At 68.9% G+C, this 15110-nt stretch carries 14 protein-coding genes and 1 other RNA gene; 7 read left to right on the forward strand and 8 right to left on the reverse strand.

Features of this window, described 5'->3' with window-relative positions; genetic code table 11:
• Positions 1 to 31: 31 nt before the first annotated feature.
• Genes ENKNEFLB_RS13030 through ENKNEFLB_RS13040 form a run of 3 tightly spaced genes read right to left on the reverse strand, consistent with a single transcriptional unit; the run spans position 32 to position 2280 of the window.
• The gene (locus ENKNEFLB_RS13030) at positions 32 to 1705 is read right to left on the reverse strand and encodes an SLC13 family permease (protein ID WP_214055811.1); all 1674 of its coding nucleotides are present in this window, start codon (positions 1703 to 1705) and stop codon (positions 32 to 34) included.
• A gap of 54 nt (positions 1706 to 1759) precedes the next feature.
• Positions 1760 to 2074 carry a hypothetical protein gene (locus tag ENKNEFLB_RS13035; RefSeq protein WP_214055812.1) on the reverse strand — a complete coding sequence of 105 codons (315 nt, stop codon included), beginning with the start codon at positions 2072 to 2074 and terminating at the stop codon, positions 1760 to 1762.
• Between the two features lie 8 nt (positions 2075 to 2082).
• On the reverse strand, positions 2083 to 2280 hold the full coding sequence (locus tag ENKNEFLB_RS13040) for a hypothetical protein (RefSeq protein ID WP_214055813.1): 198 nt from the start codon (positions 2278 to 2280) through the stop codon (positions 2083 to 2085).
• Between the two features lie 129 nt (positions 2281 to 2409).
• Here ENKNEFLB_RS13040 and rnpB point away from each other — a divergent pair.
• Together rnpB and ENKNEFLB_RS13050 are read left to right on the forward strand one after the other, a co-directional pair.
• Positions 2410 to 2806: RNase P RNA component class A (rnpB, locus tag ENKNEFLB_RS13045), an RNA gene on the forward strand.
• Positions 2807 to 3126: 320 nt separating this feature from the next.
• On the forward strand, positions 3127 to 3819 hold the full coding sequence (locus ENKNEFLB_RS13050; protein ID WP_214055814.1) for a hypothetical protein: 693 nt from the start codon (positions 3127 to 3129) through the stop codon (positions 3817 to 3819).
• A 269-nt stretch (positions 3820 to 4088) separates the two neighbouring features.
• Here ENKNEFLB_RS13050 and ENKNEFLB_RS13055 read toward each other — a convergent pair whose 3' ends face one another.
• Both ENKNEFLB_RS13055 and ENKNEFLB_RS13060 read right to left on the reverse strand, forming a co-directional pair.
• On the reverse strand, positions 4089 to 7241 hold the full coding sequence (locus ENKNEFLB_RS13055; RefSeq protein ID WP_214055815.1) for a PAS domain-containing hybrid sensor histidine kinase/response regulator: 3153 nt from the start codon (positions 7239 to 7241) through the stop codon (positions 4089 to 4091).
• 320 nt (positions 7242 to 7561) lie between these two features.
• The gene (locus ENKNEFLB_RS13060) at positions 7562 to 8224 is read right to left on the reverse strand and encodes a Type 1 glutamine amidotransferase-like domain-containing protein (protein ID WP_214055816.1); all 663 of its coding nucleotides are present in this window, start codon (positions 8222 to 8224) and stop codon (positions 7562 to 7564) included.
• A gap of 316 nt (positions 8225 to 8540) precedes the next feature.
• On the opposite strand from ENKNEFLB_RS13060, the gene ENKNEFLB_RS13065 reads away from it, so the two are divergent.
• Positions 8541 to 8951 (forward strand): VOC family protein, encoded by a 411-nt coding sequence (locus ENKNEFLB_RS13065; protein WP_214055817.1) that lies wholly within the window; start codon positions 8541 to 8543, stop codon positions 8949 to 8951.
• A 549-nt stretch (positions 8952 to 9500) separates the two neighbouring features.
• Here ENKNEFLB_RS13065 and ENKNEFLB_RS13070 read toward each other — a convergent pair.
• A complete protein-coding gene (locus ENKNEFLB_RS13070) occupies positions 9501 to 10094 on the reverse strand; it encodes a hypothetical protein (protein WP_214055818.1) in 594 nt (197 codons plus the stop codon).
• 245 nt (positions 10095 to 10339) lie between these two features.
• Here ENKNEFLB_RS13070 and ENKNEFLB_RS13075 point away from each other — a divergent pair, with 245 nt between their 5' ends.
• Entirely contained in the window at positions 10340 to 10552 is a 213-nt protein-coding gene (locus ENKNEFLB_RS13075; RefSeq protein WP_214055819.1) for a hypothetical protein, read from the forward strand.
• A 166-nt stretch (positions 10553 to 10718) separates the two neighbouring features.
• Here ENKNEFLB_RS13075 and ENKNEFLB_RS13080 read toward each other — a convergent pair whose 3' ends face one another.
• Positions 10719 to 11555, reverse strand: a complete 837-nt coding sequence (locus ENKNEFLB_RS13080; RefSeq protein ID WP_214055820.1) for a CPBP family glutamic-type intramembrane protease — start codon at positions 11553 to 11555, stop codon at positions 10719 to 10721.
• 202 nt (positions 11556 to 11757) lie between these two features.
• On the opposite strand from ENKNEFLB_RS13080, the gene ENKNEFLB_RS13085 reads away from it, so the two are divergent.
• Genes ENKNEFLB_RS13085 through ENKNEFLB_RS13095 form a run of 3 tightly spaced genes read left to right on the forward strand, consistent with a single transcriptional unit; the run spans position 11758 to position 13651 of the window.
• Complete coding sequence (locus ENKNEFLB_RS13085) at positions 11758 to 12804, forward strand: sensor histidine kinase (RefSeq protein WP_420830505.1); 1047 nt, start codon at positions 11758 to 11760, stop codon at positions 12802 to 12804.
• Between the two features lie 8 nt (positions 12805 to 12812).
• Positions 12813 to 13007 carry a sensor histidine kinase gene (locus ENKNEFLB_RS13090; protein WP_214055822.1) on the forward strand — a complete coding sequence of 65 codons (195 nt, stop codon included), beginning with the start codon at positions 12813 to 12815 and terminating at the stop codon, positions 13005 to 13007.
• A 5-nt stretch (positions 13008 to 13012) separates the two neighbouring features.
• Positions 13013 to 13651, forward strand: a complete 639-nt coding sequence (locus ENKNEFLB_RS13095; RefSeq protein ID WP_476703686.1) for a response regulator transcription factor — start codon at positions 13013 to 13015, stop codon at positions 13649 to 13651.
• Between the two features lie 104 nt (positions 13652 to 13755).
• On the opposite strand, the gene ENKNEFLB_RS13100 is transcribed toward ENKNEFLB_RS13095, so the two are convergent.
• The gene (locus ENKNEFLB_RS13100) at positions 13756 to 14172 is read right to left on the reverse strand and encodes a histone-like nucleoid-structuring protein Lsr2 (protein WP_214055824.1); all 417 of its coding nucleotides are present in this window, start codon (positions 14170 to 14172) and stop codon (positions 13756 to 13758) included.
• Positions 14173 to 15110: the final 938 nt, after the last annotated feature.

The following is a 15110-nucleotide window of genomic DNA, read 5'->3' on the forward strand; positions in this document are numbered from 1 at the left end:
GACTCCCCCGCCGACGCCGCCGACGCCGCCGCTAGATCACCAGGCCCAGGGCGGCCGGGCCGATCGTGACGGTGAAGAGGGTGATCAGCACGGCGCCCATCACGTTGAGCACCGCCCCGCCACGGGCCATCTCGGTGATCTTGACCGTGCCGGTGCCGAAGACGATCGCGTTCGGCGGGGTGCCGACCGGCAGCATGAACGCGCACGTCGCGGCCAGCGCCGCCGGGATCAGCAGGGTCGTCGGGTCCACGCCGATGCCGACCGCCACCCCGCCCAGGATGGGGATGAACGTGGCCGCGGTCGCGGTGTTGCTGGTGACCTCGGTGAGCAGCAGGACCAGGGTGACCACCGCGAGCAGCAGCAGCACGATCGGCAGGACGCCCAGGCCGCCGACCTGGGAGCCGAACCACTGGTCGAGCCCGGAGCCGGCCACGGCGCCGGCCAGGCTGAGCCCGCCGCCGAACAGCAGCAGGACGCCCCAGGGCAGGCCCTTCTCGGCGTCGTGCCACTCCAGGGTCATCGTGCCGCGGTCGTCGGCGGGGATCAGGAAGAGCACGATGCCGGCCCCGACGGCGATCACGGTGTCGTCGAGCGACCCGAGCCACGGCGCGGCGTCGGCCACCGCGCCGACGCTGGAGAGCACCCCGGGGACGATCCACAGGAAGGCGGCGCCGGCGAAGACCGCGAGCACGATCTTCTCGCCGCGGCTCATCGGGCCGAGGTCGGCGATCTGGTCGTTGATCAGCTCCTCGCCGCCGGGCAGCTCGGCGAGGTCGAAGCGGAAGATCACCCGGGTGACCACGAGCCAGGCCAGCGCGAGGAAGACGACCACGATCGGGACGCCGAGCAGCATCCACTGCAGGAAGCCGATGTCGGTGCCGAGCTCGGTGCCGATGTAGCCGGCGACGATCGCGTTGGGCGGGCTGCCCAGCAGGGTCCCCAGCCCGCCGATCGAGGCCGCCCAGGCGATGGAGAGCAGGAGCGCGACCCCGAAGAGGCGGACGTCGCGGTCCTCGACCAGGTCGCTGACGGCGGTGCCGTCGTGCAGCGCCTCGGCGGTGGCGCCCTCCTCGGGCCCGGAGCCCTTCCGGCCGGTGTTCTCGACGACCAGCGACAGCACGCTGATCCCGATCGGGAGCATCATCAAGGTGGTGGCGGTGTTCGACACCCACATCGACAGGAACGCGGTCGCGATCATCATCCCGAGCACGATCCGTCGTGGCTGGGTGCCGACCCGGCGCAGGGTCAGCAGGGCGATCCGGCGGTGGAGGTCCCACTTCTGCATCGCGATCGCGATCAGGAACCCGCCGAGGAAGAGGAAGACGATCGGGTCGGCGTACGGCGCCGTGGCGTCGTCGATCCCCAGCCCGGTCAGGGGCGGGAACAGCACGATGGGCAGCAGGGCCGTGGCCGACAGCGACATCGCCTCGGTCATCCACCAGATCGCCATCAGGGTCCCGACGGCGGCGACCACCCGCCCGTCCGCCGAGAGGTCCGCCGACCCGAGGGCGACGTAGACGGCGCCGGCCAGCACCACCCCGAGCGCCCGGAAGGACCACTGCAGACCCGGGGAACGACCCGTCGCGCTGGCGTCGTCCCCTCCCGCCCCGGTCACCTCGTGCTGCTCGGTCCTGGCGCCGGTCCCGGTCGTGCTGCCGGTGCTGCCGGTGCTGCGGGCACGCTGATCCTGCTCGTCCTGGGCCACGGTGGGTCCTCACGGGTCGGGGTCTGTGACCCGGGTCACCCTAACCGGAGCGGTTCACCAGCCCCCGAGCACCGCGCCGACGAGCAGGACCACGAACCACACCCCCACCGAGACCACCGCCACCAGCGGCACCCGCCGCGGGTGGGGCGTCCACCAGCGCACGCACACCACGAAGGCCGCGACCCAAAGGACGAGGAGCAGCACGACGCCCCACCACGGCGCCACCAGCACGCTGGCGCCGTGCAGGAACAGCGAGGCCGCCATCAGGCCCATGCCCACGAACGGCCACGGCGACGGCGCGTCGGGGGGCCGGGGTGCCCGCCGGGCCGCGCGCCTGGCCTCGCGGGCCGCGTTGCGCCGGCGCGCCACCGGTGCGGTCAGTCCTCGTCGGGCTTCGGGACCTCGTCGTCGTTCCAGTCGGGGTCGCGGTCCCAGGCCTCGGTGCGCTCCGCGGCCTTCTCCAGGGCACGGGAGGCCTCGGCCTCGGAGTCGTACGGTCCGAGGCGGTCCTGGTTGCGGCACCCGTCGCGACCCTCGACCTTCTTGTGGTTCAAGCAGTACCAGAACTCGCTCATGGAGCGGAAACTACACCGCGGACCTCCCCTCCGCGCGGGGCGCAGGCCACCCCGGCCAGCACGACCGCGGCGACCGGCGGGGTCGAGCTGGGTCGTCCCGTCTGACGAGCCGCTAGGCTGCCTCACGGACGGGCTGGTCGGGCGACCGCGTGGACCGGGAGACCGGTCCCCGAGGAAGGTCCGGGCTCCACAGGGCGAGGTGGTGGGTAACACCCACCCGGGGCAACCTGCGGGACAGTGCCACAGAGAACAGACCGCCTCCCCGGCTCCGGCCGGGGCGGTAAGGGTGAAACGGTGGTGCAAGAGACCACCAGCGGTCCGGGCGACCGGATCGGCTCGGCAAACCCCACCTGGAGCAAGGTCAAGAAGCTGCTCTCCGGAGCAGTGCGTGCGCGTTCGAGGGCGGCCCGCCCGAGTGCACGGGTAGACCGCTGGAGGCTGTCGGCAACGGCAGCCGTAGATGGATGGTCGCCCCCGAGGCAGTGATGCCGAGGGACAGAACCCGGCCTACAGGCCAGCCCGTCCACCCCACCGCTCCTGACCTGCGAAAACGCAGTCACCCCACCTCGCCGGGCCGCACACGGGCCACAGGGGGCCCGGAACGGAGTCAATCGCCTGCCTCGTGCGGTCGTCTGAGTCCGGCCGCAGATAGCTGTCGGTGTCGAGCGTCTGGACCGCGGACGCGTTCAGTCGGCGACGGCGACGAGGTCGACCCAGACTTGCTTCAAGCCCCGTGATGCCTTGGCCCGTGGCCGGCCCCATGCGCCGGTAGCGCAGCGGGTGGCGGCGAACCGGGGAGCCGGCGCACGTCCCTGCAAGGACCCGTCTACGCCGTACCGTCGTCTCATGGAACGACCGCCAGGCATCGTGCCGGCTCTTCTGGCCGCGATGGTTCTGCTGGCTGCATGCGGCTCGGACGCCGCCTCCGTCAGCGACCCGGACAGTGCCGAGGCGACTCCGCCCAGCCTGGCCGCGGCCGTGGTCGCCCACTACGACGAGCCGCTGGTCGCTGCCTCCGCGCTGTTGCCCGACGAGTTCGAGGAGCTGCTCAGCGAGGACACGCTGGCCGTCGAGCTGGCCTTCGACCGCCCGGAGGGTGACAACACCCACGTCAGGGTGATCGTCTCGCCCGACGACCCCTTCGCGGGCGATGAGCACGAGTTCCCCGACTGCTCCGTCTTCGAGTGCGAGGACATCAGTACCGGCGAGGTCGAGGCTACGCTGCTTTACGAGAACGGTTCTCCCGAGGAGGACCCGGGCCTCGTGGCGGCCATCGCCGACCAGGGCGACCACGTCGTGTTCGTCCGCGCCTACGGCCCGTTCGTCCCCCTCGAGCGCGACGACCTCGAGCAGGACGCCGAGGTCATGGCACTCGGCGATGCGGTGGGCGACATTGCCACCGACCCTGCGGTCGGGTTCCGCACGAGCGCCGCGTACGCCTCCGGCGGCGAGGGGATCTGCGCCGGCGACGACTGGCTGGACTGGTTCGGCCAGGGCAACGGCTACCCGAGGCCGGACGACTACGTGGACTACTGCTGACGCGCCGGTCGCTCTAGCAGCAGGCCTTGGACTTTGCCGCGCAGGATCCGGTGGAGGTGGGCGACGTGCAGCTGGCGGCCGAACAGCACGTCAGACCTGACCCGGAGCACGTCCCGCGCGCCTCCGCGTAGCGGCCGTTCTGGAGCACTCGATCACCATGACGTGGGCCTGGGCGGAAAGTCCGGAACGGGTGTGTGTTGGCTGTCAGCGCCGAGGCAGCTATCGACTCTCGGGCAGGAACGCCGGCGCAGCGGACTCAACGGTCCCGCTCAGGCAATGGGCGCTCGTGCCCGGACGAAAGAAGCCAGGTCGCGCGTCCCATCCGCGATCGCAACTCGGAGGCCCTCCAGCGCCGCTCCTGTCGGCAGCTGACCCACACGCGCCGCCCGCTCGATGAGCGTGCACTGCTGCGCGAGCAAGGAGAGGCCCAGGCTGGCGGCGCTGCCGCTCAAGGCGTGCGCGTGCAGACCTACCGCAGCTGCGTCACTCTCACGCACGGCCCTGGTCAGCGCGGTGAAGAGATCGATGGCCATCGCCTCGAAACGCTCGGCCATCTGCGCGATGAGACTGAGCTCGATGCCGCCCTCCAGCAGTTCGGCGAGGCGGGTAGAGAGCAGGGATGCCGGTGCCGCCGAGCGAGGTGCTACCCAGCGGTCGAGGACCTCCCCCAGCAGCCGCACGTCGACGGGCTTAGCCAGGAAGTCGTCCATCCCGGCCTCCAGACAACCCTCCCGCTCACCCGACACCGCAGCCGCCGTCATCGCGATGATCGGGGTGCGCACGCCACCGTGCTGGATGGCACGCACCGCGCGGGTGGCGTCGAAACCATCCATCACCGGCATCTGGCAGTCCATCAGGATGGCCACGAACCCGTCCGGATGGTCGGCAACGGCGGCCACACCCGCAGCGCCGTCGTCGGCCATCTGCACCTGAAACCCCAGACGGCGTAGCACCCCCTCGGCGACCAGCTGATTGATCGCGTTGTCCTCGACGACCAGGATCCGCCCTCGGTCCGCAGCCGGCATCAGGTCGGCGCCGACCTCCTGATCAGCGGGGGGTTCCCAGTGGCCTCCCACCGTGGCCAACGTGTCGAGCAGGCGTGAGGCGAGCACAGGCTTGCTCAGGAAACCGTCGATCCCCGCCTTGTTCAGCCAACCCTCGGCCGGCTCCGTCGCCGACGACAGCAGCACGAGCCGGGTGACGTCGTGGCGCAGTTCCGCGCGTACGACGCGGGCCAGCTGCTCACCGTCGGTGCCCGGCATCATGTAGTCGAGGAGCACAACGTCGTAGGGCATGCCGCGGCGCACCGAGGTGTCCAGCTCGACCAGGGCCTCGTAGGCCGACTCGACGGCCGTCACGTCCACCGCCCAGCCGCAGAGTTGCTCGGTGAGGATGAAGCGGTTGGTGGCGTTGTCGTCGACGACCAGGACCCGGAGTCCGGCCACGACCTTCTCCCGCACCCCGTTCCGGCCCGTGGAGTGCTCCTCGGCGGCTGCGCCCAGGGCAGCCGTGAACCAGAACGTGCTCCCCTCGCCCGCCACGCTGCGCACCCCGATGTCGCCGCCCATGGCGCCGACGATCCGCTTGCTGATGGCCAGACCCAGGCCGGTGCCGCCGTACTCCCGGGTGGTCGAGCTGTCAGCCTGGGTGAACGCCTCGAAGAGTCCCTCCTGCGCGTCGGGCGGGATACCGACGCCGGTGTCGCGCACCGACACGCGTACCCGTGAGTCGTCGAGCTCGGCCCGGATCACGACCTCCCCGGTGGCGGTGAACTTCACCGCATTGGCGGCCAGGTTCGTGATGACCTGCCCGAAGCGGACCGGATCACCACGCACCAGCACCGGCATGTCGGCGGCGCTCGAGACCACCAGCTCGAGGCCCTTGCCGCGAGCGGCGTCGGCGACGAGCGCGGCGCTCTGCTCGACCACGGCGCGTGGGTCGAAGTCGACCTCCTCGAGGTCGAGGCGGCCGGCCTCGATCTTGGAGAGGTCCAGGATGTCGTTCACCAGCGCGAGCAGTGTCCGGCCCGCCTGGTCGACGCCTGCGGCGAGCCGTTGCTGGTGGGACGTCAGCTCGGTGCGGCGCAGCAGCTCGCTCAGCCCGATCACGCCGTTGAGCGGCGTGCGGATCTCGTGGCTCATGGTGGCCAGGAAGTCCGACTTGGCCCTCGAGGCGCTCAGCGCGGCGTCGCGAGCGGCAGCGAGCTCCTCGGCCGCCCACTCCCGCTCGGCGACGTTGGCAAGCATGGCCAGCATCTGCTCGAAGACCACCAGGTCGCCTGCCGGCGCCCGATGTCCGGCCTCGGTGTCGGTGACGACCACGCACGCCAACCGCTCTCCCACCTGGACCGGGCCGACCACCAGGACCGTTCCACCAGGTCCCAGACGCTGCACGGTTCCTCGCACCCCTACTGCCTCCCGCACGAGGTCACGGGCGAACTGCAGCATCTCCTCGTCGGCCGCGGCCCAAGCCAGGTCGATGTAGAAGAGGTCGGCTCCGGGGTCGGGCGACCGGGGGGCCGCGACCATGACAGCGGGCCACCGGGCGTAGGGCCGCACCAGCGGCTCCGAGTTGATCAGGACCTCTTGGAGAGTCGTCGCCTCGTTGGCAGCTCGACCCATGGTGCTGAGGAACTGCAACCCCTGCTCGTTGTTCTTGGCCTCGGTGACGTCCTGCAGCGTTCCGCTGATGCGGGCCACCTCCCCGGCGTCGTCACACACGACGCGCCCCCGGACACGAAGCCACTTCTCAGGGCCACCGGCGAGACGACACTCGACGTCCAGTGGCTCGCCTCCGTCGAGCATCTGCGCGTACCGGACCAGGACAAGGTCGAGGTCGCGGGGATCCAGGAGCGCGAGGAAGGAGTCCTCGGCGGGCTCGAAGGTCGCGGGGTCGACGCGACACATCCGGTAGGCCTGCACCGACCAGGACACCACCCCGGTGGCCACGTCGCGCTCCCAGCTGCCGACACCCGCGACGGCCTGGGCCTCGGCGAGCTGGTGCTCGCGGCGTCCCAGCTCGTCGAGCAGGGCGCGCTGCTCGGAGTGGTCCTTCACCCGGTACAGCCAGGCCTGCCGCTCCCCCTCGTCGTCGAGGAGCGGCACGTGGCTGACCAGGGCCCAGAACGCAGAACCGTCGGGACGGTGAAAGCGGCACTCGAGGTCACGGCGCGCCTCCGCCCCGCTATCCCGGATGGCCAGGTGGCGGGCGAGGTCCTCCCGCCCCTGCTCATCGAGCAGAACATCCACGCTGGACCCGACGAGCTGATTGGCGTCCCGACCCACCATCGTGAGCATCACCGCATTGGCGTAGGTCGTCACACCGTGGTCGTCGAACATCCACAACCCGTCCGGCAGCGCACGCAGCACCTGCTCGGCAAACGTGACCTCACGAGCACGCACGACGGGACGGGGAGGGGCCATCTCTCCACCGTGACAGACGCCGCGACCCCAGGGGCGATAAGCCACCACAAGTCGGTGGCCCTCGATCACCGTGCCAACTCGACAAGCTGAACCGGGCGTCCGGACCCAATCGCCGTTCGTTCGCTACCAATATCGGCACCGCACGGGTCCGACACCGCAGCCACGACGACGCAGCCCATGCGGCGACTCGCGTGCCCGACCGGGCCCGACGCCCTCAAGGTCACCGATTGCGGATCCTTCCAAGGTGGTTCGGGAGCGACTTGCGGCGCCAGCGGTCGCTCGACGCATTGCTGGCAGGAGTCAACGGCACGAGAGCGCGGTTATGACCCGAACTCCGTCCACCGGCCCTCGGAGACCACATCGACGGAGCCATCGACGACCCTGATAGCGGTCTGCTCGTCGATGGCGTAGGCCGGGATGCCAATGTCGGCGGCCCACCGCTCCGCGTGGGCAGGGGTGTTCTCCGGGAACGCGCCCAGGTGCGGGAAGATCGAAAAGTCGACGACGCCCAAGGTGCGGTCGTCCGTCGCGTAAGGCCACTCGACGAAGTCCGCTCCGATCCGGGGCGTCAGCACCATGCTCCCCGCACTAACCCCCACCCAAACCGTGTCAGGGAGCGACGACAGCAGGTCGGCCAGCCCGGATTCGCGCATCCAGTGACAGAGGTACGTCGCGTCCCCACCGTCCACCAGCAGCACGTCGGCCTCACGGACCCACGGGATCCAACGCTCCGCGCCAATGGTGGGCAGTGCGGTGAGCTCCAGGACACCGAGCGACGCCCAGCCCAGGCCGGACAGGTGACGGAAGTCGGGCTGGCCGGCAACGAGCCTCCGCACCGACGCCGGCCCACACATCGGATGGCCCCACTGCGCGGTAGGGACACAGAGGGCGTGGCTCTCGGCGATTGGTTTTCCGAGGACCTGCACGAGCGCCGCGTTGATGCTGGGGTTTGTGATGCCGCCCGAGGTGAGCAAGAACTTCATGGTTCCTCCGAACTCGCGCGAGAACGATGAATGTGCCTGACGACTCGCGACCGCACCGAGATTCATCGCAGGTAGAGCAACGTCGTCATGGATCCTGAATCGTCCTGACGTGTTGCTCGATCGGACCTGCGCGCAATCCGCCCCACCCACCGGCACAGGATCGCTCGACCGACCCGATTACTGATCGGACATCTGGATCTCTCGGTCTACTCCGCACGGGACTGTGCCGCTTGACGATCGACTACCGGCATTGCGGATCGCGGCTACCGATCCGTGCGAGCCGGCAGCTGGGGCGACCTTCGGGTAGAAAGGGCGTATGTCTGAATTTCCGCATTTGATGCACACGGCAATCGACACGCCAGACCCTCGCGGACTCGCGGAGTTCTATCGAGAGTTCCTCGGACTGCGCTACCGCCCCGGAGACGAGCCGCCAACTGGGGCGTCTGAGGACGACGTCCATTGGCTTGTACTCGTCGATGACGAAGGCAAACGCAAGATCGCGGTACAACACGTCGATTCGCTGCCGCGACCGACCTGGCCAAGTCATGAGGTGCCGATGCAACTCCATCTCGACTTCTCAGTCAGCACCCACCACGAACTTGAGCGTCAAAAGGATCGAGCCCTCGCTCTTGGTGCGACGATCTTGCTCGACCGCTCGGAAGATCCCGATGTGGGCTGCGTCCTGGCCGACCCCTCCGGTCATCCATTCTGCCTTCTCTCGCGCTAGCAGTGCGGCCGCCCGCCGTCAGCGTGACCCGCCCGATCAGCATCCTGAGAAGCCCAAGCGTCACATCCCGCTCATCGGCGGTGACTGCCCAGCGAGCGAACGGACGGCCTCCCGCGACCCGATCCCGCACTGGATTGGCAGCTTCGACGAGCAACCAGCCGAGCTGCTCACGATGATGGGACCCCAGGGCGAACGCGCCGAAGTCGCCGTCTCGCGCACATAAAACCTCGCCGACGACCCGCAGAGACCGCTGAGCACACTGCGGCGCAGAAACGATCCCGCAACACTGCCCTTCGCTCGCCCCTTCGCGAGGGCGCCAGATAGGGAAGTCGAGTGATCACCCGAAGCACATGGCCCCCTCTACGCCGACGAAGATGACGTCGGTCTGTCAAGAGTGTCACGACGGATGAAAACTGCGGAGAAATTGCCCCGCGCCCATCCCGATCGCACGGCACGGTCCTCAGGAAAACGTCGTCCCGCAAGACGAACCCGTTGCGGTGACGCGCCCGTCGCCGGCGAGCTGAACGTACGAGGGTCGGCGTCCGTTGTTCAATCAGACGGCCAGATCGGCTGCGCCCTCGTCGCTGCGGCGTGGATCGAGTTAGCGTCTATCTGGCTTGTGGTCGGCCCGATGCCGAGCTGAGGCCATTGGCAGACGACCTTCAATGCGCCAGCGGGCGGCAGCGGCCACAGCCAGTAGTTGCGATCGACGGCGGAGGGGCCCCCACCTCCGCCGCCTCCCGAAAGCACTGGATGTGCGGGAGTGTCCTGCGGGTCGATGGAACCCGGCCAGGCATCGACACTTGTCGCGCGTCGCCCGTCTGCGAACTCGAATCCCCACTTCAGGCGGTTCCGTCGCCAGTCGTCGTCCTGGTCGTGTCGATACGGCCCGTCGAACACCTCGTCGTTGAGGTCGAACCGCCTCATGCGCGCTCGAGTGCGCACGAGCAACGTCATGGCCACGCCGGTGGGGAAGGCTCGCAGTCCGGTGAGCATCATGACGGCCTGATCGGAACGACCGATGATGAGTTCAACCGGCACTACTCCCGGAAGCTGGTCGTCCGGCGGGTTCAACCACACCGGTTGTGGGGCCTCCTCCGGCTCGATGGGAGCGTCGGGCGGGTCCGGGAAGAAGTCGCTCATCGCACCATCCTGACGCTTGGAGTGACGCGGCCAGGCGGATACGGCAGGCGCGGACCGAGCTGTCACCGATCGCCGTCGCACCCAACGGTCCAATCCACTGACCGCAAGCGGATCCCTTGCGGGACGGCCGGCGCATGTGTGCGTGACGGGGCGCTGCACGCCGCAGGTGGTTCGCCCTACGGGGCGTCACCACATGCGCATGTCACCTATCCGTGCACTAGACCCCGCCCTCATAGGGTGCCGCCATGTCTCTCGAGCTCGCCCGATCCCTGCTGCTTCTCCTAGGCGTCGGACTGAACATCGCGGTCACGGTCCTTAACAGGAAAGACCGTGACCGCCGCGAATGCGACCTCAGCCCCGGACACCGGCCCCCGATCCGCTACACCCCTCTCACCAAGGTTCTGGCGGGTCTGTCCTGGGCGGCTCTCGGTGGCGTGCTGGTGCTGTTCTTCGTCTAAGCAGCCGGGTGAGTAATCGGCTTCGCTGCTGAGGGTTCGCCCTACGGGGCGTCACCACATGCGGGCTGACGGACCCCGACTGAGGAACTCGCACTGGCACGCTCCGCGAACTGATCGTCGTACGGCGCGGCGATAGACGCGAACACCGGGTGCGCAGTGGCCCTGCTTAGCCCCGCGGCGTCGGGACGGACATCGATGACGCCACCGTGGTCGGGTGTTCAGCCGCATCCGGGTCGTCCGTGCCACGGCGGAGCAGGGCCGGGACCAGGGTGAGGAGCGCTGCGAGCGCGTAGATCAGGCCGAGCATCAGACCCAGGCGGTCCTTGTCGGCGCCGGTGACCATGGTGAAGAAGAAGGCGCCGCCGAAGGCGTTCAGCGTCGCGTGCCAGACCGCTGCGTGGGTCCATGCACCCCCACGGCGACGCATCATCTGAAGCACGATCAGCTGGAAGCCCGCGTTGCCGAGCAGACCGAGCACGACCGGCATGTCACCGGTCATCATCAGGGGCAGGTGCCAGAGGATGCGCAACGGTGCGAGTACCGCGAACGCGCCCCACAGTCCGTGCCGACGCAGGAGCATCGGGGCCGCGAATGCCGTCCAGCCCGCCTCCTCCCCGAGCCCGACCAGGACCAGCATCGCTAGGAAGGTCACTGGCACCTCTGGCCAGGCACCGAGCTGGTCGGCCGTCGGCAGCGGTGCTCCGAACACGTGGTTCATCGCAACGATGAGCACGTGCAGAACGATCGGTGCACCGACGGCGACCAAGTAGAGCCACGGTGATGCCACCCATCTCCGGAGCGTTCGCCCCCAGGCGAAGAGTGCTTTGCGGCCCTGGCAGGAGGTGACGACGAAGGCGGCCATGGCCGGGCCCAGAGGCATGTTCTCTGGGTTGGACCCGATCCCGGCGAAGGCCAGGCCGTAGGCCATCCAGCCGAACAGACAGGCCAGAACGGCGAACGCGGATATCGGGTGTCTCCGGACAAGCTGGGCAAGCGCGGACATGGTCTCTCCCTGGGTTGCGACGTCGCCGGGTGGGGCGTCCAGGACAACGGTGGCCGTGGGCGGTGGTCGGAGGCATCGCCCGCGGGACTCGACCTGCAACGGCACCGGGGACCCGGTCCGCCCGGGCGATCTCCTCCTCCAGACCGACGAGCAAACGACGACGGCAGCCCTAGGGTGAAAGATCACGCGAAGTCAGGACAAGATGACCGCCACCTCCGCACCACGCCAGGACCGTGACCGTCCGGTCCCAGCGCTGTCCCCGCGCCAGACCGGGTTCGACTTGCTGCTGGCCGTTGTGTGTGTCGCGATCACGTTGGCCGTCAACCTCAGCGGTTCAGAGTCTGTGAGCGCCAACCGCGAACCCGACGCGCTGACGGTCGTCCTGACCGTTCTGGCGGTCGGCAGCGTCGCCCTGCGGCGGAGGTTCCCGTTGACGACGCTGGCGTTGGCCCTGGCCGGCGTCCTGGGGCTGGTGCTGGTGAAGGGAACCGTCGGGATGGCCACGATCGGGCCGTTCGTCGCGGCGTACGCAGCCGTCACCTACGGCAGCGCTCGCAACTCCCGGCGTGCGATAGCGCTCGTGATCTTGGCGCTGGCGCTGGCCGTGCTCTTGAATCCCGTCGACCTGAGCCCAGAGGGCGCCATCATCAGCGGTGCGGCGTTCGCCGGCGTCATTCTGCTCGCGACGTCGACCCGGGCCCGCCGAGAAGCTGCCGAGGTCGACGTGCGCGCTGCGGAGCAGCAGGTCACCCTCGAGCGAGAGAGAGCGGACGTCGAGCGGGAGCGGGCTTCCTTCACCGCGACCCAGGAGCGACTCCGGATCACCCGCGAGCTGCACGATGTCATCGGCCACGCCATGAGCGTGATGGTCGTGCAGGCAGGCGCCGCGGGGCGGCTCCTGGACACCGCCGACCCCGCTCGGGCACGGATCGCGGTGACCGAGATCGAGAACACCGGGCGCCGGGCGATGGCCGAGATGCGCCACCTCCTCGGTGTCGTGCGCGACGGCGGGACCGAGGGCGACGGCTCTCCGCGGACGCCGACACCCACCCTGGAGGACCTGCGTCCCCTCGTGGCCCGGGTCGAGCAGGCCGGGCTACCGGCCACCATGGTGATGCACGGTGTGCCGCTCGAGGTGCCCCCCGGGATCGGCCTGGCCGCCTACCGGATCGTTCAGGAGGCGCTCACCAATTGCCTCAAGCACTCCAACGCCAGCACTCCAACGCCACCTGTGCATCCGTCGACGTGACCTGTCGGGTGACCGAGGTCGAGATCCTGGTCACCGACGACGGGACAGGCATGGCCCCCCGCACCATCGAGCCCGGCCCGGGACACGGCCTGGCCGGGATGCGTGAGCGGGTGGCGGCGTACGGGGGTGACCTCACGATCGACAACCGGCCCGAGGGCGGCTGCCGGGTCCGGGCCACCTTCCCGTTAGCCGCGACACCGTGATCCGCGTGCTGGTCGCCGACGACCAAGCGCTGGTGCGGTCCGGCTTCTCCCTCATCCTCGGCGCCGAACCCGGTATCGAGGTGGTCGCAGAAGCGGCGGACGGCGCGCAGGCCCTCGCCGCAGCTCGTCGACACAGCCCGGACGTGGTCCTGATGGACATCCGGATGCCGGGTATGGACGGGATCGAAGCCACCCGCCACATCACCTCGAGCCCGGCTACGACCGGCGTCAAGGTGCTTGTGCTCACGACATTCGCGGCTGACGAATACGTCGTCGCCGCCCTGCGGGCGGGAGCGAGCGGCTTCGTCCTGAAAGACACCGAGCCTGCGGCCCTGGTCCACGCCGTGGAGGTGGTCGCCGCCGGGGACGCCCTTCTCGCGCCCGAGGTCACCCGGCGCATGCTCGACCGGTTCGCCCAGGCAGGTGAGGCGCGCGAACCGCTCGAGCTGCCGCCCCTGACACAACGCGAGCACGAGGTGCTCCTCGCGGTCGCCCTCGGCCTGTCCAACCTCGAGATCGCCGATCAGCTGGTGGTCAGCTACTCGACGGTCAAGACGCACGTCAGCCACCTGCTCTCCAAGCTGGACGCCCGCGACCGCGCCCAGCTCGTCATGCTCGCGCACCGGGCCGGCCTCGGCGGCTGAGCAGTTCCGCCTCCAAGCCCGCGCTCGTTGGCGGCGAGGGGCCCCGCAACCGAGTTCGCGTCCCGGTAAAGGATCCGCTTCCGGGTCACCGCCGCCTGCAGCACCTACGCGCGGTGAGCCGCCTGGTACCGCTCCTTGACGTCGGCAGCGATTCGACCTCGGTCGGACACGTCGATGCCCTCGGTCTTGGCCCATGCGCGGACTGTCTTGGCTGTCGGAACGCCACTCGGCGCCTTGGTGACCGTGCGGTGCGGAACGGGCGGCTTGTCCCTTGGACGGGCGGCTGCGAGTACGGGGGCGAGCAGCTTGTTCAACGCTCTGGCGTCTCGGGCTGAGAGGTCGATCTGGTAAGCCGCCCCGCGGTAAGAGAAGTCCAACGTCTGGGTGGCGCCATCAGCGTCGTCGGCAAGCAAGCGCTCGACTAACACCCGGGTGACGAAGACACCACCCTGCACGAGGTGATGAACATCCTCGCCAACGACTTGAGACGCCTTCAACCAGGTATGAGGGGAAGCAAGCATGATGGTGTTGAGCGTGCCAGAACTGGCGTCGTGAGAGCCAATTCCGGCGGGATGCAGGTGGGTGTCTGGCCCTGGAGGTACCTCCGGCCTAAGCGGAGTCCTTGAACGCCCCGCTCGAAAGTCACCGGTTGCCGTTCCTTTAACGGGACGTACTCCAGCGCCGGTACTCCTGCAATCATTCCGTCATGGTGACTGCGCTCAACCTACGAATCCTCAAATTGTTAGGCCTCATCCTTCAGCCCGCTTCCACCGCCCACGTCCGGCCGGCTCGGTCATCGTGAGCCGCTCGGACCTTCCTCCTGACCCTTCGCCCTCAGACCGGTGGTTTCAGCGCAACTTGCGCTCGATTCAACTGGGTCTGGTCCTCCTTGGAGTGGTACTGCTCGCGGTCTCGATCTGGCTACAGACTCTGGTTTTCGTCCCCCTTACCGTGCTTGCGTGGGCGAACATCTGGATCCTCGGACGGAGCGCCGCTCGTCAACGTCGACAATGGCGCAAGCATGGCTTGGAGTTGTGAAGCAACTGCTTCGCGCGCGTACCGCGTGACGATCGGTCACTGGCACGCTCCGCGAGCCGATCGATGACCGGAACCACGTTTGCCCATCCGCTAGGGGTTGCCGGCGGGGCGAGAGCCACAATCGGTGGCCCGGGTGCCTTCGGGCGGCCCTCATATGGTGCCGCCATGTCGTTGCAAGTTGTCCGCTCACTACTGATCATCGTGGGCGCCGGACTCAACATCGGTGCGCTGGTCCTCAACGCCAAGGACCGAGACCGCCGAGAGCGGGCCACCCGCGAACGGCCGCAACCCCTCCAGTACACACGTGAGGCGAGGATTCTTACGGGCTTCTCCCTCGTTGCGCTTCTCGGAGCCGTCGTCCTGTTCCTTGTCTGACCCGCCCGGGTGAGGATCCGCGGGCTCTGCCCTCGAACCCATCGGA

Source organism: Nocardioides aquaticus (assembly GCF_018459925.1).
Classification (GTDB): domain Bacteria; phylum Actinomycetota; class Actinomycetes; order Propionibacteriales; family Nocardioidaceae; genus Nocardioides; species Nocardioides aquaticus.